Below are 16,980 nucleotides of genomic sequence, written 5' to 3'. Positions count from 1 at the left end.
TTGCTTTTTTTAGACAAGATCAAAAGATCGCAGCCTGCGGCAGCGCCTACAGGGCGGCGGAGACTTTATCCGCCACCTCCTTGGGCAGCCAGGCCCGCCAGACGTCCGGATGAGCCTTCATGAACGCCTGCGCCGCCTGACGCGGCGGTGTATGTTTCTCGCTCATCTCGGCCAGCGCTTTGTTCAGCGGGTCTATCGGGAAGTCGACCTTGGCGAAGAACTCGGCAATCTGCGGATACTGCTTCTGGAAGGGTGTGGACACACCGATGGACAGTTTGGAGGCCAGGGAACGGGTCGGCTGTGGGTTGGGGTTATCGGCGTCGGTCAAGGTCTTCCAGGCTTGCGCGTCGAACGGTGGCTCTTCGAGTTGAATCAGCTTGAAGCGGCCGAGCAACGGCGTGGGCGACCAGTAGTAAAACAGTACCGGCTTGCCACGATGAATGGACGAACTGATCTCGGCATCCAGTGCCGCACCCGAACCGCTACGGAAGTTCACGTAGCTGTCGTCCAGCCCATACGCCTTGAGCTTCTGCTTGTTGACCACTTCCGAGGTCCAACCGATGGGGCTGTTGAGGAAACGCCCCTTGGTCGGGGCTTCCGGGTCCTTGAACACGTCTTTGTAACGCGGCAGGTCGCTGACGCTGCGCAGGTCCGGCGCCAGCGGCTTGATGCCCTTGGCCGGGTCGCCCTTGATCACATATTCCGGCACCCACCAGCCTTCGGTAGCGCCCTTGACCGTGTCGCCGAGGCTGACGACTTTGCCTTCGGCTTCCGCTTTGACCCAGACCGGGCTGCGACCGGCCCACTCTTCGCCAATGACCTGGATGTCATTGTTGGCCAGCGCGGTTTCCAGGGTGATGGTGGTGCCCGGCAAGGTGTCGGTCGGCAGCCCGTAGCCCTTCTCGACAATGATGCGCAGGACATCGGTAATCAGGCTGCCGCTTTCCCAGTTCAGGTCGGCGAAGTGGATCGGCGCCTGGGCGGCAAACACCGGGGCGGGTGTCGCCAGTAAACCGAAAGCGGCCAGGACAGCAGCCAGCAACCGTCGAAATCCGTTCATGCTTTTGCACCTCGTGCTGTTCACAGCAATAGCAGGATGGCCTGGCAGTAGACCGCAAAGCCTCTGAATACTCAGTCCAATGACTGTAGTAGAGGTTCCTGCTTTCGAGGTGCGTGGATCAGTTTTCGCAGGTTTGCTGCAAACGCATCAGCTCGCGCCTGACCATGCTGGCGTATGCCGCCGGTTGCAGTTGGTAAAGCTGTGACGCCACCCAATTCAGCCAGGCTCCTTGCAGAATGATCTTCTGCCCGAACAGCCGCCGCGCTTCGTCTTGAGCGCTGGCCAGGTTCTGTTCGTGGAAATCGGCGCGGGTCAGGGTCATCACTCGCTGGCCTTGAAGGTCACCAGCTCGCCCTTGCGCCACTTGGCCGCTTTGGCGGTCACGGCTTTGAGGGTCTTGGTCAGGCCTTCCTGCAGCTGTTGATGGGCGGCAAACACCATCACCACGCTGTGACCTTCCTTGAACACTATCCCCTGACCGTCGGCCGTGGTCACGAAAGCGTAATCGCCAATTCCGTAAACCGTCAGTTTGATGTCGCGGAACTTGATGTCCAGCTTGCCGCCTTCACGACTGGGCAGCACGGACGCGCTGAAATGATCGCCGACCTTGAGTTTGAGTCCCGGCTTGTCATCCACCACCAGGGCTGATTCGGTGTCGATTTCGGCAATGTAGATGCCTTCAGCGTTCTGTTCGGTGATGTAAACGAAACGTGACTGAAACAGCTTGACCAGCTTTGCGCGCAAATCACCCAGTACGAACAAAGCATGCATATCGAGATTACTTACTGCCAAGGAAACATCCCCACATCTGAAAAATGGTGCCGTACGCGAGAAATAAACGCACAGCCAAAAAAGCGGCAATGCCGAAGGTGTCGCCAAAGAACCCGGATTGAAATCCTGAATGAGCAGTGCGCTCACTCATCACGAAGCTTGAGAAGACTACTGGAACGTCACTCGTGTCGTCCTGCCCGGCGTTCGTCACAGGCTGAAGGAAAACACCCTTCCTGCTGCCAGAAAATTATGGACTATCAACTTCGGGGAAAAATCTCATCAAGAAAAAATCTTTTCCTACATATCGTCCGCAAAAAATTGCTTTAGATAAACATCGATTCCCCGCCAGTGAGGGTGATTCTAGAGCAGCGATGCTCTTGGAGACTAGCCAAAACGACGTACATACGTCGATAAAACCATGAAAAGGACTTCATATGTGCACGCTGACTCACTTTGCTTATCCCTTGGCGCCTGACTCAGAAACAGCGCCGATCCCGCACCCCATACGGTTTCGCCACCACGAACCGCTTCACGATGTCCCGGCCCGCCCGCGATTTCAGGTGGTGATGGCAGGCATTGCCTTCTTTCATATCAAGGATATTTCGACAGGCTGCGTAAGAGGTTTCCGAGCGGATCATAATGAAGCCTGTGCCCTCGCCCGGTTTCTTGAATCACATTGTTGACATGCCCGCCGCACTCATCGCTATCGACGTTTCGTCTGCCCGCCGACTTATCTCAGCCGTCGACGGGCAACTACTGCCATACTGCCAGCCCAATAAAACGGATCCGCAAAAAATCGGGTTGCGTTGACAACAACATTGTATTTCCAGGGGAAGTCTGCAACGTGACGGAATTTGATATCGGCGAGTTTTTTATCCGGGGGGAAGCCAGAGAAATCGACGGTGAATTCCAGGCCGTGATTGTCATGCGAGCCAAACCACCGCTAAAGACCGTGACGTATTACCAGGTCGAAAAAGATCGCTGGTTCAAAACCCCGGATGTCGCCGCCATTGCGGCCCAGGAATCGGCCAGGGAGTTGAAGGCGGCGGTCGACGCAGGCGCGCTGAAAGCCTGATTGTCGGGTTGGCGGTGCGCGACGACGCAGATTGGCAGGTACTCCGCTGCCAATCATGACCGCGACATCAACTTTGCCTTGCATGCTGACCCTCCCAACTTAATTAGCAACCTAATTAATAGGCATGCTAATTAATTTTCCGGCGAGGAAACAGTAAAACCCTGCACAGGTTAATTGCAGAAATTGCAACAGTCGCCCGACAGCCCGGGTTTTCTAACGCGGTTTTTCCGGTTTGTAGCCCAGGCGCAAACCACCCCAATGCCGGCCCTTGAGCATGATCGGCACCGAGAGATCGTGCATCAACTCGCCGGTGTCGCGCGTATAGGTTTGCAGCAACACGGCCTTCTGATGGCTGCCACAGCGGATCCCGGTGCGGTCAGCGAACTTGCGTTTGGTCCGGTTCTGCAAGGCATCGACCTGCGCGTCCCCCGTCAACGGCTGGCTGAACGCCTTGTTATGGGTCGGCACATAACCCTGCTGGGTGCAGGCGATGGCGAACACCAATCCTTCGTGACGCGCTAACAACGGTTCCTGGATCGTTGGCAGCACCTGATCGGTGTAGCGGTCGAAACGCGTCTGGTACTTGGCCGGGCTGGTATTGGGAATAGTCTGGTAATTGCGGTCGAACAGATCGTCGAGACTGATTCGACCGGCATCGATATCCGCCTCGAATCGCGCGGCAATCTGCGTAGCGCCTTCCCGCGCCAGGTCATAGATCCGCTGGTGATAGTCATCCAGCCCCACCTCGGCAAGACGCTCGCTGATGGTTTCGGCCTGCCCTTCCATTTGCACTGCCGCATGGGCCAGGCGTTGAGTCTGCTGGTCGCTGACCGCCAGGTCGCTGCGCATCTGTTCAATGGCGTGGAACAGGCTGTCGAGTTGTTCACGGTTGGTGTCTGCCCCCTGGGCGATTTCCCCGACCTGGGACTCGACACTCGCCGCCAGAAGGGCAATGTTCTCCAGGTGCTGCCCCGTCTGTTCGACCTGCTCGACGCCGGTATCGAGGTCGCTGGACAGTTGGCGGATCTGCTCCACCACCTGCGCGGTGCGTTGCTGGATGTCGGCCACCATTTCGCCCACTTCGCCCGTGGCAGTCGCCGTGCGTGCGGCGAGCCCACGCACCTCGTCGGCCACCACTGCAAACCCGCGACCGTGCTCCCCCGCCCGCGCCGCTTCTATCGCTGCGTTCAACGCCAACAGGTTGGTCTGGCTGGCGATGGACTGAATCACCAGGGTCACGCGCTGGATATCATCGCTGCGCAGGCTCAAGGCTTCGATCAGTTCACGGCTGTTGCTGGCGCGCTGGCTGAGCTGATGCATGCGCGCAATGGACTCGATCAGTTGCGTACGCCCCACCGCGCCACTTTGATGAGCCTCGCTGGCAGCACTGAGCGCCTGGCGACTGAGCGTCGAGGTGGCCTGTTCGGTGGTGATCATGACCTCGGCGTTGCTGACGATCTGTGCCGCCGCCGCGAGCTGCGATTGCAGTTTGTCCGCCAGTTGCCGAACCGAGAACGCCACACCGGCGGCTGACAGCGCGTTATGGCTGGTGGTGTAGGAAAGATCGCGAGTCAACTCGCTGATGGCATCGGGGTTGTCGGAGGAAGCAGCCACCGGGGTCGCGCGCGAACGCAGGCGAGGCAGCCAGACAATCAATACGGCCAGGGGCAGCCCAAGGTAGAGCGACCATCCGCCCAGCGTCATGCCACTTAACAACAGCATCAGGGCGATGCTTTGCAGCGTCGGTGTCAGCCAGCGGTTTTTCGGCAACAGCACTGGTGCAGGCACTGCCGCAACCAGAGACCCGTCTCTCGTCATCATCGTTACCCCGGAAAGCTTCTAATTGTTGTCTTCGCATTAAACGCCACTATAAAGCCATTATCCATGAGCCTTTAGTCGTGAGCGTTGCAGCAGATCAAGAGAACAACCGGGAAATCGAAGACGGCAGAAAACGAAGATCGCAGCCTGCAACAGCGCCCTACTTCAATTGCGTAGGAGCTGCCGCAGGCTGCGATCTTTTCAAAGGCAGTCCATCTTGATGGACTGCCTTGCAGAATCAGGCCTGACGCTGGTGCTTGTCGATTTGCTCGTGACGTTCCTGAGCTTCGATGCAGTACTTGGTGGTCGGGCTGATCAGCAGGCGCTTGAGGCCAATCGCCTCGCCGCTGTCGTCGCACCAGCCAAAGCTGTCTTCCTTGATGCGCTCAAGGGCTTGTTCCAACTGAGGCAGCATGCGCTGGTCGCGATCGATCGCGTTCACCAGCCAGGTGCGCTCTTCTTCGACCGAAGCCGCGTCTGCCGGATCGGCCGGGGTGTCCAGGCTTTCGATGGCGATGCGGTTCTGTTCGATGCGCTCATGGGTTTCGACTTTCATGTTCTGCAACAGCTCGGAGAAAAAAGCATGTTGCTCGGCATTCATGTAGTCATCCGCCGGCATGGCCAGCAACTTGTCCTTTGTCATTGATATCTCTATAAAAAAACGTGCATTAAGGCGAAATAGGGAGCGTTCCGGCAGACCTGGGCAGGTCATCGGAAAGGCGCCGTTTGTTCCAAGCGCCACCCGGCACTCAATTTACGAGGGGCGGCAGTCTACGGCCGACTTGAGGCCTCAGCAACTGAAAAGACAGCGAATTTGTCCGACAAAGCCCGGAAAATGCTCTACCGCAGGCTTTGAGGTGGTAATCGGAGTGCGTTTATAGCAAGAAATTCAACCGAGCGGCTGTATATAGATGACAAACGGCCTGCACCGGGCATTATTCACAGTCATTTGCAGGGCTGCGAACCTCAGCTAAGGTTGTCCCTCCCGAAATGGCCATATAAAGGAAAGGACCATGAAGCTGATCGGTATGCTGGATTCGCCCTATGTAAGGCGCGCCGCCATTTCTGCCAAATGCCTGGGAATCACCCTGGAACATCAATCGGTCTCGGTGTTCCGCCACTTCGAACAATTCCAGCAGATCAACCCGGTGGTCAAGGCGCCCACGCTGGTGCTGGATGACGGTGAGGTGTTGATGGATTCGACGCTGATCATCGACTACCTGGAAACCCTGACCGATAACAGCCTGATGCCCGTCGAACCGGGCCGGCGTCTGCGCGCGTTGCGCCTGATCGGCCTGGCGCTGGCCGCCAGCGAAAAATCCGTGCAGCTTTACTACGAGCGCAACTTGCGGCCGGCGGAGATTCAATTCGAACCCTGGGTGCAGCGGGTCGAAGGACAGCTGACGGCGGCCTATACGGCGCTGGAGCGGGAGCTGGAAAAACAGTCGCTGAAGACTGACGGTTCGCTTGAGCAGGATGGCATTACCCTCGCCGTAGCCTGGAGCTTTACCAATCTGGTAGTGCCGGATCAGGTGAGTGCGGCGCAGTTTCCGCGGGTTGCTGCGTTCACTGCGTATGCCGAAGGGCTTGAAGTGTTTATCAGTACACCGATTGACTGACCGATTCGTTTTGCCTGATCTGCCGCTATCGTCGGAACGCCGCCCGGAGCAGGCTCGCTCCCACAGTAGTCTGCGTCGTACGTGGAATTTATGCTCGACCTCATGCCATTGTGGGAGGTTGCTCCGACGGATTTTATGCATGGGTTATTTGCGCTTATAGCTTTTATTGCCACTGGGGGTCAGGCAGTAAACGCCACCTCTGGGCCCGGTACAAAACGAGCCGGTGCCACAGGAGCAGCCCTGTGTGTCCTGGATAAACGCTTGTGGACGCGCCTGGGTCTGACCGCCGAACATTGTCGAGCAACTTTTTTTCGACCCGCTGATGGAGCCGTCATTACACAGGAACAAATCGCCGTCGCATCGATCGATTCCACCCTTCTTGCCGGAGCAGGGTGTATTGCCAGCCCAGGCCGATGAAATGAAAACACTGAACAACAACAGACAAATCGGCATCCAGCGATAGCGGATCGAGTTGCGCACAATGCAGCCCCCTACTGAAGTTGTGGCCCAATGATATCAATGTTGCGAACTGCGACCCCAGTCAGATGAAAGTTAATTTATTAAGTCGCGGACAATTCTTGGCAAAATGCTTGCTACTTCGTATTGAACTGCTTATCAGGCCAGCCCTATGACCCGCATCTTGACCATCGAAGACGACGCCGTGACCGCCCGGGAAATTGTCGCCGAACTGAGTAGCCACGGCCTCGACGTCGACTGGGTCGACAATGGTCGCGAAGGGCTCGAGCGTGCGGTCAGCGGCAACTATGACCTGATCACCCTCGACCGCATGTTGCCCGAGCTCGATGGCCTGGCGATCGTCACCACGCTGCGGACCATGGGCGTGGCCACGCCGATCCTGATGATCAGCGCACTGTCCGACGTCGATGAGCGCGTGCGCGGCTTGCGCGCCGGCGGCGACGACTACCTGACCAAACCCTTCGCCACCGATGAAATGGCCGCCCGGGTCGAAGTCCTGTTGCGTCGGCAGAACACCGTGACCGCCCAGGCCACCACGCTGCGGGTGGCGGATCTGGAGCTGAACCTGATCAGCCACGAAGCCAGCCGCGACGGTCAACTGCTGACGCTGTTGCCCACCGAATACAAACTGCTGGAATTCCTGATGCGCAATACCGGGCAAATCCTCTCGCGGATGATGATTTTCGAAGAAGTCTGGGGTTACCACTTCGACCCCGGCACCAATCTGATCGACGTCCACATCGGCCGTCTGCGCAAGAAGATCGACCCGCCTGGCAATGTCCCACTGATTCGGACTGTGCGAGGCTCGGGTTATGTCATTGCCGAACCCGTCTAAAGGCTGGCGCTCTTCCAGCAGCCGTCTGCTGGCGCTCTACAGTTCGCTGTTCGTGATCTGGAGCGGGATTCTCATGGGGGTCATGTACTACGAGGTTTCCGCTTACCTGGACAACCTGGCCAAGCATTCGTTGATGCAACGCCAGCACCTGTTTTCGCGCTTCTCGGGCGAGCAACTGGTGGACGCCCTCGCCGTCAGCATGACCTTCGATATCCGCGGCATCGACGCCTACGGCCTGTTCGATGCCCGGCAGCGTTACCTCAGCGGCGCCCTGCGCTACATTCCGGACGGCTTGCCGCTCGATGGCAAGATCCACACGCTCAGCGACTGCGCCGAGTCCGACGACCCGACCCTGCCCAACGACAGCTGCGACGCCGTGGCGACCCAGACCCGCGATGGTTGGTGGCTGATTCTGGTTCGCGACAACGGCTCGCTGTTCGCCGTCACCCGGATCATCCTTCACGCCCTGTTCTGGGGTGTGACCCTGACCATCGTGCCGGGCATCGTCGGCTGGTATCTGCTGCGGCGCCGGCCGTTACGACGCATTCGCGGGATCCAGGCCAGTGCCGAAGCCATCGTCGCTGGCGACCTGAGCCGGCGTTTGCCACTGTCCAACCGGCGTGACGAACTGGACATGCTCGCCGCCATCGTCAACGCCATGCTCGAACGCATAGAGCGCTTGATGAACGAGGTCAAGGGTGTGTGCGACAACATCGCCCATGACCTGCGCACGCCCCTGACCCGTCTGCGCGCGCAGCTTTACCGCATGCAGCAGCAAGCCGGCGAAGGCTCGCCGCAGGCCATGCAACTGGACCTGGTGCTGGCCGAGGCCGACACGTTGATGGCGCGTTTCCGTGGCTTGTTGCGGATTTCCGAACTGGAAGATCGCCAGCGTCGTTCCGGTTTCGTGCAACTGGACCCGGTGTCGCTGTTGCAAGAGCTGCATGAGTTCTATCTGCCCCTGGCGGAAGACGACGGCCTGGTGTTCCAACTGCACCTGCCCGCGTCATTGCCCCCCCTCAATGGCGACCGCGCACTGCTGTTCGAAGCCGTGGCGAACCTGCTCAGCAACTCGATCAAATTCACTCCGCCCGGTGGCGCGGTGATCTTGCGCGGGATCAATGCTGGCGGGCACACGCGGATCGAAGTGCTCGACTCCGGCCCGGGCATTCCCGAGGCGGAACGTGAAGCGGTGTTCCAGCGTTTCTACCGTGCCGAGGCGGGCAATCAAAAGAGCGGCTTCGGGCTGGGGCTGTCCATCGTCGCGGCGATTGTCAGCCTGCACGGGTTTACCCTGGAGGTGGGCACCAGCGAACTGGGCGGCGCACGGCTGGTGCTCGATTGTCGGGAGAGTCTGATTCCTCAAGCCTGAAATTGATCCCCTGTAGGAGCGAGCCTGCTCGCGATGGACGTCAACGATAACGCGTGCAGTCTGATTCGACACGTCGACCTTGCGTCCATCGCGAGCAGGCTCGCTCCTACAAGGGATTGCTGGTGTTTATCAAGCCGGGTAATTGGCCCGCAACGCCTCAAGCCCACCCTGATAGATACCGTTAAACAACGCCTCCACTTCCTCGTTGCTCACCCCCACCGGTTCAAACCGCCCGGACCAGGTCACCCGCGCGCCCTCGCCTTGGGCTTGAACCTTGATCGTCGCCAGATAATCAGTCGCTGGAAAGGGTGCCTGCAAAATCGAGTAGCTGTAGGTCTGACCTGCATTGTCGAAGGCTTGCAGGCGTTCGATTACCACCGCACCGTCCGCCGTTTGCAGACTGCGCACGCGCCCGCCTTCGCTGAGTTCGCTCCTGGGAATGAACGGCAGCCAGTCCGGCAGCGAGTTGAAACCGCCAATCAATTGCCAGTCCTGTTCGGCCGAAGCCGGGATGTCGATGAAGGCTGATGCAGTTGCCATGAAATACTTTCTCCAATCAATAAGGTTCAGATGGCCAGGCTGTCGACGACACCGCCGTCGACAGCCTGGCCGCGCCTGTGGTGGCCGAGGATAACGGCGAGGCGATGTAGGCCACCAGATTGGCGACTTCCTCGACATCCGCCACGCGCTGGATGATCGACGTCGGCCGGGCCTTGCGCACGAACGCATCGGCTTCGTCCCGGGCGCTGCGCCCGGATTCGGCGGTGGCGTCCTTGAGCATGTCTTCCAGGCCATCGGTAAAGGTCGGGCCGGGCAGGATCGCGTTGACCGTCACGCCGGTGCCGGCCAGGCGTTTGGCCAGGCCATGGGACACCGCCAGGTTGGCGCTTTTGGTCACGCCGTAGTTGATCATGTCCGCCGGGGTCGCCACGCCGGACTCCGAAGACAGGAAGATCACCCGGCCCCAGCCCTGCTTGACCATTTGCGGCGTGTAATGCCGCGACAGACGCACGCCGGAGATCACGTTGACCTCGTAGAAGCGTGTCCACTCACTGTCCGGGGCGTCGAAGAAATCCACTGTGTTGAAGATCCCGAGGTTGTTCACCAGGATGTCCGCCCGAGGTTCGGCGTCGAACAATCTTTCGGCGCCTTCGGCGGTACCGAGGTCGGCGGTCACGCCGCGCAATTGCGCGCCGGGTACGCGTTGGCGAATGCTCGCCAACGCCTGTTCGACCTTGGCCGTGTCGCGGCCGATCACCACCACCGTGGCGCCGGCCTCGGCCAGTGCCTGGCTGATGCCCAGGCCAATGCCGGCGGTACTGCCGCTGACGATCGCGAGTTTTTCGCTCAAATCAATTTTCATGCTCAAGCTCCAATGAGGGGGCAAGGGTGCGCGCTCGGAAACCAGCTTCGCCTCACGCATCGCCTGCCAGAACGCAGCGGGAATCACCGCCGCCATTGCCGGGTTCGCCAACGAAAATTGCAACACCGCAGCCTTGATATCAACACCATGGGCCGCCGCGATGCGTTTGATCTGCTCGACCTTGCTGATAATCGCCGGGCTGGCCTTCTGGTATTCGATGTGTGCGCCACCGGCCAGAATGCCCGAGCTGTACGGGCCGCCGACCACGATCTCGACGTTCTGCGCCAGGGCGGCGTCCATCAAGCGCTGCAAGGCGCGATCATGATCGAGAAGAGTGTAGCGACCCGCCAGCAGAAAACCGTCCGGCTGCGCTTCGCTCAGATCAAGGGTCAGCTCACATGGCTCAACCTTGTTCACGCCCCCCCTTCAAGTCCTACCATACAAGCGAGCCTGCTCGCGATGGCGGCGGCACATCCAGCATCCATGTGGCTGACCCACCGCTTTCGCGAGCAAGCCCGCCCCAGTTGATTGGTGTCGTACGCAGCATTTGTGCTCGCTGGAGATCCCGTGTGGGAGCGAGCCTGCTCGCGATGGCGGCGGCACATCCAGCATCCATGTGGCTGACCCACCGCTATCGTCGGAACGCCGCCCGGAGCAGGCTCGCTCCTACAGGTCATCAGCGAATTCCAGATTCCGCAGGGTTTGCTGCTTTACTGAAAAGACCCCAACCCCCAGCGAGCCACCACCATGAACCGCAACGACCTGCGCCGCGTGGACATGAACCTGCTGGTGATTTTCGAAACCCTGATGTTCGAAAAGAACCTGACCCGGGCCGGGGAAAAACTGTTCCTCGGCCAGCCCGCTGTCAGCGCGGCGCTGGCAAGGTTGCGCGATCTATTCGACGACCCGTTGCTGGTGCGCAACGGACGCACCCTGGAGCCGACCCTGCGGGCGTTGCAGATTCTCAAGGAATTGCAGCCGGCGATGGACACCATTTCCGGGGCAGTCAGCCGGGCCAAGGATTTCGAGCCCTCCACCAGCCGCGATGTGTTTCGCATCGGTCTGTCCGACGACGCCGAGTTCGGGCTGTTTCCACCGCTGCTCAAGCAGATTCGTGAAGAGGCGCAGAACGTTGTGGTGGTGGTGCGCCGGGTGAATTTCCTGCTGATGCCATCGATGCTGGCCAGCGGCGAGATTTCCGTCGGCATCAGCTACACCACCGAATTGCCGGCCAATGCCAAGCGCAAGAAGTTGCGCGACTTGAGTGTGAAGATCCTGCGCGGCGATGATCGTCCGGGTCCGTTGACCCTGGACGAGTTCTGCGAACGCCCTCACGCGCTGGTGTCGTTCTCCGGGGACTTGAGCGGTGCCATCGACAACGACCTGGCACGGATCGGCCGTTCGCGCCGGGTGGTGCTGGCGGTGCCACAGTTCGCGGGGTTGCGGGCCTTGCTGGCGGGTACAGACATGCTCGCCACCGTGCCGGATTACGCGGCCAGTGCGTTGATCGAAGGCAGCAGTCAGCTGCGGGCAGACGACGCGCCGTTCGATATCAAGCTGTCCGAACTGTCGATGGTCTGGAACGGGGTCAACGATAACGATCCGGCAGAACGCTGGTTGCGCTCGAAAATTGCACAGCACATGGCGGCGCCACTATCGGGGCATTGATCGACTGCAGGACTAACGGCTCGGACTCGCGCAAATACACCGGCATGTCGGTCACCGGTGGCATGGCCGGAATCTCGAAGTACATCTGCACCACCCAGCCACGGTGATAGCTGGCGTGGTTGACCACGTGCATCAGCATCGCGCCGGCGCTCATGGTGCCGCTTTCGCCAGAGACAAAAGTGAATTCCAGGGGCTTGTCCAGGGAGGCATCGGTTTGCCGGGCGCTCCAGTCGCAATACCAGCGATCGATCTCTTTTTGCGCCATGCGCAGTTCGGACAGATCGGCATGCAGCAGGTCGTGTGAGGTCTTGAAGCCATGCCCCCGGCCTTCGAGGTGCGCCTGCCAGATGCAATCGACCACGTAGACGTGATTGAGGGTGCCGATCATGTTTTTGAACACCGACACCCGTTCTTTTTTGACTTCCCCCGGAGGGAGCGCTGCGAGGCTGTCAAAGAGGCGCTGATTGGCCCAGCGTTTGTAATCAGCCAGCAGACAGGCAGTGCGTACGGTGATCATCAGAGTTCTCCGATGGCAGTAAGCGCACTCCCTAGCATAGACCCAATGCCCGCAAGGCAGTACCAGCCCTGATCATCGGTCGTCCAGGCGTTTTACTACCTGTTCGGCCAGCGCCAGGCAACTGGTCAGCCCCGGTGATTCGATGCCGAACAGATTCACCAGCCCCGGCACGCCATGTACGGCGCATCCGCTGATGAGAAAATCGGCGGCCGGCTCGGTCGGCCCGCTGATTTTCGGGCGAATGCCGCTGTAGGCCGGTTGCAGGCTGTTGTCCGGCAAACCCGGCCAATAACGGCGGATCGCCTGATAGAACCCTTCGGCCCGGCGGGGTTCGACGCGGTAATCGATGTGCTCGACCCATTCGACATCCGGCCCGAAGCGCGCCTGCCCGCCCAGGTCGAGCGTCATGTGCACACCCAGTCCCGCGCTCTCCGGGGCCGGATACACCAAGTGGCGAAACGGCGCCCGGCCGCTGAAACTGAAATAACTGCCCTTGCACAAATGCGCCCGGGGAATGAATTGCCCAGGCAGACCGACAATAGCGCGCGCCACCTCGGGTGCGGACAGCCCCGCGCAGTTGATCAATTCGCGGCAGCACAGGGTCATGGGCTCACTGCCGCCCATGCGCAGCTCGAAGCCCTGCTCCATGCAACGGGCCGACAGCAGCGGTGTGCGCAAGGCCAGCGTCGCGGCGAACCGCTCGGCATCGCCCTGAAGCGCCAGCATCAGGGCGTGGGAGTCGACGATGCCGGTAGACGGCGACCACAGCGCCGCGACGCAGGACAACGCCGGTTCAAGCGCCCGGGCCTGTGCGCCATCCAGCCATTGCAGGTCATCGACGCCGTTAAGACGCCCCTGCGCCAACAGACGCTGCAAAGCCGTGCGCTGCGGCTCATCGGTGGCCACGATCAGCTTGCCGACGCGCCGGTAATCAACACCGTGCTCATCGCAATAAGCATAGAGACGCTGCTTACCCTCCACGCACAACCGCGCCTTGAGGCTGCCGCCCGGGTAATAGATACCGGCGTGAATCACTTGCGAGTTACGCGAGCTGATGCCCATGCCGATGCCCTCACCGGCCTCGACCACCAACACGTCGCGCCCGCTCATGGCCAAGGCCCTGGCCACTGCCAATCCGACGACGCCAGCCCCGATCACCACGCTTTGAATATCGACGTTCAACGATCCTGCCCTCTCACACCCGTTCTGGCTGTCGATAGTCGATCAGGCTTGAGAAAATCGCCAGTGACAAGGCCATGAAGTCCCCCGTCCATATACACAGTCGGCAGTGCCGGGGAACTCTCGGCGATTGCCATGCATCCTAAACTATGTGGTATTTCCCTTATGCTCCATGCTGTTGGAGGACACCATCATGCGCCGCATGTTTATCCTTTCTTCCCTGCTGCTTTGTTTGCCCGTCGGTTCCGCTCTGGCTAAAGTGGATGCCGAAGATGTCGCCACCTCGGCCGGGGTTTCCGCCTCGCTTTATTCGACGTTCAAAGACGACAAACTCATGATTCCCGCCCGGGATGACGCGTCCAGCTTCGTCGCCAGTGGCGGTGCGATTCGTGGTGCTTATCTGGAGGCACTGTTGAAAAAAGTCCGTCAGGACAATCCCGCCCTCAACAACGCAAGCGACGAAGACCTGGCGCGCGCCATTCTCGTCCAGGAAGGCGTTGTCACCGGTCACTGAAGATCGTCATCGCCAGCGGTGGGGCTTGTGACACCGGGATAGCGTTTGCGGCCCTACCTTGCGTGCGTGCCAGTGGACATGCGTGCCCATCCGGCCACGAGTTGCGCGTTGATACTCACCCCGCCGCACACCACGATCACCACGTCATTGGCGTCGGCAATCGCCGGGTGATCCAGGTAGGCAATCGCCAATGAAACCCCGCATGCCGGTTCGACCAGCTGACGCAAATCATTGGCGTAACGCACCACGCCCATGATCGCCTCATCATCACTGAGCACCACGCACTCATGGGAGAAATCGCCGATGTGCCTGACCGGCCAGGCGGCCACTTGCGCGGCGCCCAGAGACGTGGCGACGGTGTCGATTTTCGGCAGTTTGACCGGGTGCCCGGCCGCCACCGCCGCGGCGAACGACGCCGCGCCTTCGGTTTCACAGGCTACGATGCGGCAATCGGTGTGCCGATGACGAATCAGGCCGGTGAGCAGCCCCGCCAGCAAGCCACCACCGCCCACCGATGTCACCAGCACATCCACTGGCGGGCAGTCTTCAAGAATTTCATCGACCATGGTGCTGTGCCCTTCCCACAACACCGGGTGGTCGAAGGCCGGCACGAATTCACTGCGTGGGTCCTGGGCGAGTTCCCGTGCCCGTTGATTGGCTTCGTCCCAGACCTTGCCGTGCACGATCACCTCGGCGCCGGTATTGCTGATCCGCGCCCGGGTGCTTTGCGGGGTGGTGTGCGGCACCACGATGCATGCCTTGAGCCCCAGGCATGCAGCGGCCATGGCCGTGGCCAGTCCCGCGTTACCGCCGGAGGGGCAGACCACCTTGCGCTTGCCCTGCTGCGCCGCCCGGCTGCACAGCAAGCCAATGCCGCGTATTTTGAACGAGCCGCCAGGTTGCAGGTTTTCCAGTTTCAGCCAGATACGGCGGGTCGGAGTCGACAGGCCAGGGTGCAGGATCAAAGGCGTGCGGATGTGAAGCATACAGGCTCCTGTTTCACGCCACCGGCTCGTCGAACTCGTGCGAGCCGGCGGTGAACGGTCCACTCTCCCAAGCTTAGTTCACCCGCCCTCGGGGCGACCGTCCCGGCGGTCCGGCGCAGGTTGCGATCTTTTACCCATGGAAACTCGAAGGCCAAAGAACGATCAAAAGATCGCAGCCTACGGCAGCTCCTGCGTAAGCCTGTTCGCGGAGGCACCATGAAAATTTCGGCCAAACTGGCATTTTTCGCCGTCGTCAGCACCCTCGCCTACCTCGCCCTGGCGATCTGGGGACTGGGTGGTTTCGCAGCCTATTTCAGCCACGGTTCACTGGTCGTCGTTGCCCTGGCCACTCTGATCATGGCTGTCGTTTCTCTGTTCACCGAGGTCAACCTGAGTTCGGGGGAACGCGAAGACCGGGCCAACCGCTGGGTCATTCCGGCCTTCGGCGTGATCGGTTTACTGAGCGGCTTTCTGCCGGCTTATACCGACCGCATCGATTTCTGGACTTTTGGCGGTGAAGGCATGCGCTGGCTCGGCGCACTCTTGTTCGTCGTCGGCGGCGCGCTGCGGTTGTGGCCGGTGTTTGTGCTGGGCAAGCGCTTCAGCGGGCTGGTGGCCATTCAGCCGGGGCATCGGCTGGTCACCGACGGGATTTACCGCAACCTGCGCAACCCCAGTTACCTGGGGATGATGGTCATCGGCATAGGTTGGGCATTGGCCTTTCGTTCTGGTGTCGGGCTGATACTGGTGGCGCTGACGCTGATCCCGCTGATCGCGCGCATTCACTCGGAAGAAGCCTTGCTCCGGGCGCAGTTCGGCAGCGAATACGAGGCCTATTGCGCCCGCTCCTGGCGGCTGATCCCCGGGCTCTACTGACATACATCCCCTGTAGGAGCGGGCTTGCCCGCGAAAGCGATTCTTCAGTCACATCGATACTGGATGTGTCGACGCCTTCGCGGGCAAGCGAACGTCGCCCGGCCCTTCCTACAGGGATTGCTGTTGTTTATACAGACTTCAATCGAACCGAACCATCGACATCCACCTGAACCCGAACCGATTCATAACTTGCCAACGTCGCATGCGGCGTCTCGACCGGCTGTTCATGAGTCGCCGTCACGATCATCAAATCCGCCCCCGCCGCCTCGGCCGCCAGAATCCCCACCGTGGCGTCTTCAAAAACCAGGCACTGCCCGGGCTCGACCCCCAGGCGCCGGGCCGCGAGGCGGTAACCGGCGGGGTCCGGCTTGCCGGCAGTCACATCCTCGGCGGTGATCATGACGGCAGGCTCGGGAATCCCCGCCGCCGCTATCCGCCGCAGCGCCAGTTCCCGCGGGGCGGAAGTGACGATGGCCCATTGGCTGGCAGGCAGCGACCGCAAGAACTTCGCCGCGCCAGCCACTTCGAATACCCCGCCGACATCGTCGATTTCCGCTTCGGTAATCCACGCGGCTTCGGCCTCGGCATCCACCCCGGGCAAGCCCAGGCGCCTGATGGTGTCGACGGCGCGGGCGCCGTGAATGGAGGGCAGGAAGGTGTCGACATCGACGCCATGGCGCACCGCCCAGGTTGTCCAGACCCGCTCGGCGGCGGCAATGGACGTCAGCACGGTGCCATCCATGTCGAACAGAAAGGCACGGTAAGTCGAGTTGAATACAGAGTGATCGGACAAGAAAAAGAACCTCGCAGGTGCCGGACGGATTTGCCCGGCAATGTAACACCTGCGCGC

Annotated in this window: 19 protein-coding genes and 2 pseudogenes; 8 read left to right on the top strand and 13 right to left on the bottom strand. The window is 60.4% G+C overall.

The window, feature by feature from the left end:
* Nucleotides 1-46: 46 nt before the first annotated feature.
* The 3 genes from C8K63_RS18170 to C8K63_RS18160 form a co-directional block, all read right to left on the bottom strand.
* Nucleotides 47-1,060 carry an ABC transporter substrate-binding protein gene (locus C8K63_RS18170; protein WP_108217957.1) on the bottom strand — a complete coding sequence of 338 codons (1,014 nt, stop codon included), beginning with the start codon at nt 1,058-1,060 and terminating at the stop codon, nt 47-49.
* A gap of 118 nt (nt 1,061-1,178) precedes the next feature.
* Nucleotides 1,179-1,382, bottom strand: coding sequence for a hypothetical protein (locus C8K63_RS18165; protein ID WP_108217956.1), 204 nt, complete (start codon nt 1,380-1,382; stop codon nt 1,179-1,181).
* On the bottom strand, nt 1,382-1,831 hold the full coding sequence (locus C8K63_RS18160; RefSeq protein ID WP_177413236.1) for a hypothetical protein: 450 nt from the start codon (nt 1,829-1,831) through the stop codon (nt 1,382-1,384). Before C8K63_RS18160 ends, C8K63_RS18165 begins: the two co-directional genes overlap by 1 nt.
* Nucleotides 1,832-2,265: 434 nt before the next feature.
* Between C8K63_RS18160 and C8K63_RS30920 the strand changes: the two genes are divergently transcribed.
* Together C8K63_RS30920 and C8K63_RS18145 are read left to right on the top strand one after the other, a co-directional pair.
* On the top strand, nt 2,266-2,514 hold the full coding sequence (locus tag C8K63_RS30920) for a hypothetical protein (protein WP_108217953.1): 249 nt from the start codon (nt 2,266-2,268) through the stop codon (nt 2,512-2,514).
* A 161-nt stretch (nt 2,515-2,675) separates the two neighbouring features.
* Nucleotides 2,676-2,906, top strand: a complete 231-nt coding sequence (locus C8K63_RS18145; protein ID WP_108217952.1) for a hypothetical protein — start codon at nt 2,676-2,678, stop codon at nt 2,904-2,906.
* 213 nt (nt 2,907-3,119) lie between these two features.
* Here C8K63_RS18145 and C8K63_RS18140 read toward each other — a convergent pair whose 3' ends face one another.
* Together C8K63_RS18140 and C8K63_RS18135 are read right to left on the bottom strand one after the other, a co-directional pair.
* The gene (locus C8K63_RS18140; protein WP_371920778.1) at nt 3,120-4,343 is read right to left on the bottom strand and encodes a methyl-accepting chemotaxis protein; all 1,224 of its coding nucleotides are present in this window, start codon (nt 4,341-4,343) and stop codon (nt 3,120-3,122) included.
* Nucleotides 4,344-4,962: 619 nt separating this feature from the next.
* Nucleotides 4,963-5,367 carry a TraR/DksA family transcriptional regulator gene (locus tag C8K63_RS18135; protein ID WP_007907888.1) on the bottom strand — a complete coding sequence of 135 codons (405 nt, stop codon included), beginning with the start codon at nt 5,365-5,367 and terminating at the stop codon, nt 4,963-4,965.
* Nucleotides 5,368-5,737: 370 nt separating this feature from the next.
* Between C8K63_RS18135 and C8K63_RS18130 the strand changes: the two genes are divergently transcribed.
* Entirely contained in the window at nt 5,738-6,343 is a 606-nt protein-coding gene (locus C8K63_RS18130; RefSeq protein ID WP_108217951.1) for a glutathione S-transferase N-terminal domain-containing protein, read from the top strand.
* A 144-nt stretch (nt 6,344-6,487) separates the two neighbouring features.
* On the opposite strand, the gene C8K63_RS30915 is transcribed toward C8K63_RS18130, so the two are convergent.
* A complete protein-coding gene (locus tag C8K63_RS30915; RefSeq protein ID WP_108218119.1) occupies nt 6,488-6,796 on the bottom strand; it encodes a hypothetical protein in 309 nt (102 codons plus the stop codon).
* Nucleotides 6,797-6,971: 175 nt separating this feature from the next.
* On the opposite strand from C8K63_RS30915, the gene C8K63_RS18120 reads away from it, so the two are divergent.
* Complete coding sequence (locus C8K63_RS18120) at nt 6,972-7,655, top strand: response regulator transcription factor (RefSeq protein WP_020796732.1); 684 nt, start codon at nt 6,972-6,974, stop codon at nt 7,653-7,655.
* Nucleotides 7,633-9,027, top strand: a complete 1,395-nt coding sequence (locus tag C8K63_RS18115; protein ID WP_108217950.1) for a HAMP domain-containing sensor histidine kinase — start codon at nt 7,633-7,635, stop codon at nt 9,025-9,027. The genes C8K63_RS18120 and C8K63_RS18115 overlap by 23 nt, the downstream gene beginning before the upstream one ends.
* A gap of 129 nt (nt 9,028-9,156) precedes the next feature.
* Here C8K63_RS18115 and C8K63_RS18110 read toward each other — a convergent pair whose 3' ends face one another.
* From C8K63_RS18110 to C8K63_RS30630, 3 genes and pseudogenes are all read right to left on the bottom strand, one after another.
* A complete protein-coding gene (locus tag C8K63_RS18110) occupies nt 9,157-9,567 on the bottom strand; it encodes an SRPBCC family protein (protein WP_108217949.1) in 411 nt (136 codons plus the stop codon).
* A 26-nt stretch (nt 9,568-9,593) separates the two neighbouring features.
* Nucleotides 9,594-10,390: pseudogene (locus C8K63_RS18105) on the bottom strand (SDR family NAD(P)-dependent oxidoreductase).
* 18 nt (nt 10,391-10,408) lie between these two features.
* Nucleotides 10,409-10,810: pseudogene (locus C8K63_RS30630) on the bottom strand (aldo/keto reductase); the annotation flags it as partial.
* A 327-nt stretch (nt 10,811-11,137) separates the two neighbouring features.
* Between C8K63_RS30630 and C8K63_RS18095 the strand changes: the two are divergent.
* Nucleotides 11,138-12,058 carry a LysR substrate-binding domain-containing protein gene (locus tag C8K63_RS18095; protein ID WP_108217948.1) on the top strand — a complete coding sequence of 307 codons (921 nt, stop codon included), beginning with the start codon at nt 11,138-11,140 and terminating at the stop codon, nt 12,056-12,058.
* On the opposite strand, the gene C8K63_RS18090 is transcribed toward C8K63_RS18095, so the two are convergent.
* Nucleotides 11,979-12,575 (bottom strand): DinB family protein, encoded by a 597-nt coding sequence (locus C8K63_RS18090; RefSeq protein WP_108217947.1) that lies wholly within the window; start codon nt 12,573-12,575, stop codon nt 11,979-11,981. The genes C8K63_RS18095 and C8K63_RS18090 overlap by 80 nt on opposite strands.
* 72 nt (nt 12,576-12,647) lie before the next feature.
* On the bottom strand, nt 12,648-13,757 hold the full coding sequence (locus C8K63_RS18085) for an NAD(P)/FAD-dependent oxidoreductase (protein WP_108217946.1): 1,110 nt from the start codon (nt 13,755-13,757) through the stop codon (nt 12,648-12,650).
* A gap of 190 nt (nt 13,758-13,947) precedes the next feature.
* On the opposite strand from C8K63_RS18085, the gene C8K63_RS18080 reads away from it, so the two are divergent.
* Nucleotides 13,948-14,268: a DUF2388 domain-containing protein gene (locus C8K63_RS18080; RefSeq protein WP_108218118.1), complete on the top strand. Its 321-nt coding sequence runs from the start codon at nt 13,948-13,950 to the stop codon at nt 14,266-14,268.
* Between the two features lie 53 nt (nt 14,269-14,321).
* On the opposite strand, the gene C8K63_RS18075 is transcribed toward C8K63_RS18080, so the two are convergent.
* Nucleotides 14,322-15,254, bottom strand: a complete 933-nt coding sequence (locus C8K63_RS18075; protein ID WP_108217945.1) for a pyridoxal-phosphate dependent enzyme — start codon at nt 15,252-15,254, stop codon at nt 14,322-14,324.
* 216 nt (nt 15,255-15,470) lie between these two features.
* Here C8K63_RS18075 and C8K63_RS18070 point away from each other — a divergent pair, with 216 nt between their 5' ends.
* Nucleotides 15,471-16,130 carry an isoprenylcysteine carboxylmethyltransferase family protein gene (locus C8K63_RS18070; RefSeq protein WP_108217944.1) on the top strand — a complete coding sequence of 220 codons (660 nt, stop codon included), beginning with the start codon at nt 15,471-15,473 and terminating at the stop codon, nt 16,128-16,130.
* 127 nt (nt 16,131-16,257) lie between these two features.
* Here C8K63_RS18070 and C8K63_RS18065 read toward each other — a convergent pair whose 3' ends face one another.
* On the bottom strand, nt 16,258-16,923 hold the full coding sequence (locus C8K63_RS18065) for an HAD-IA family hydrolase (protein WP_108217943.1): 666 nt from the start codon (nt 16,921-16,923) through the stop codon (nt 16,258-16,260).
* Nucleotides 16,924-16,980 lie beyond the last annotated feature (57 nt).

It is taken from the genome of Pseudomonas sp. GV085, from assembly GCF_003050925.1.
Classification (GTDB): Bacteria; Pseudomonadota; Gammaproteobacteria; order Pseudomonadales; family Pseudomonadaceae; genus Aquipseudomonas.
The sequence above is the reverse complement of the archived record's forward strand: the minus strand, read 5'-3'. Positions and strand labels throughout refer to the sequence as shown.

Coding starts and splice junctions, on each gene's coding strand:
- C8K63_RS18095 (WP_108217948.1), top strand. CDS start 11,138: ATGAACCGCAACGACCTGCGCCGCGTGGACATGAACCTGCTGGTGATT.
- C8K63_RS18110 (WP_108217949.1), bottom strand. CDS start 9,567: ATGGCAACTGCATCAGCCTTCATCGACATCCCGGCTTCGGCCGAACAG.
- C8K63_RS18135 (WP_007907888.1), bottom strand. CDS start 5,367: ATGACAAAGGACAAGTTGCTGGCCATGCCGGCGGATGACTACATGAAT.
- C8K63_RS18080 (WP_108218118.1), top strand. CDS start 13,948: ATGCGCCGCATGTTTATCCTTTCTTCCCTGCTGCTTTGTTTGCCCGTC.
- C8K63_RS18075 (WP_108217945.1), bottom strand. CDS start 15,254: ATGCTTCACATCCGCACGCCTTTGATCCTGCACCCTGGCCTGTCGACT.
- C8K63_RS18130 (WP_108217951.1), top strand. CDS start 5,738: ATGAAGCTGATCGGTATGCTGGATTCGCCCTATGTAAGGCGCGCCGCC.
- C8K63_RS18140 (WP_371920778.1), bottom strand. CDS start 4,343: ATGATCACCACCGAACAGGCCACCTCGACGCTCAGTCGCCAGGCGCTC.
- C8K63_RS18120 (WP_020796732.1), top strand. CDS start 6,972: ATGACCCGCATCTTGACCATCGAAGACGACGCCGTGACCGCCCGGGAA.
- C8K63_RS18090 (WP_108217947.1), bottom strand. CDS start 12,575: ATGATCACCGTACGCACTGCCTGTCTGCTGGCTGATTACAAACGCTGG.
- C8K63_RS18170 (WP_108217957.1), bottom strand. CDS start 1,060: ATGAACGGATTTCGACGGTTGCTGGCTGCTGTCCTGGCCGCTTTCGGT.
- C8K63_RS18160 (WP_177413236.1), bottom strand. CDS start 1,831: ATGCATGCTTTGTTCGTACTGGGTGATTTGCGCGCAAAGCTGGTCAAG.
- C8K63_RS30920 (WP_108217953.1), top strand. CDS start 2,266: ATGTGCACGCTGACTCACTTTGCTTATCCCTTGGCGCCTGACTCAGAA.
- C8K63_RS18115 (WP_108217950.1), top strand. CDS start 7,633: ATGTCATTGCCGAACCCGTCTAAAGGCTGGCGCTCTTCCAGCAGCCGT.
- C8K63_RS18070 (WP_108217944.1), top strand. CDS start 15,471: ATGAAAATTTCGGCCAAACTGGCATTTTTCGCCGTCGTCAGCACCCTC.
- C8K63_RS18165 (WP_108217956.1), bottom strand. CDS start 1,382: ATGACCCTGACCCGCGCCGATTTCCACGAACAGAACCTGGCCAGCGCT.
- C8K63_RS30915 (WP_108218119.1), bottom strand. CDS start 6,796: ATGCCGATTTGTCTGTTGTTGTTCAGTGTTTTCATTTCATCGGCCTGG.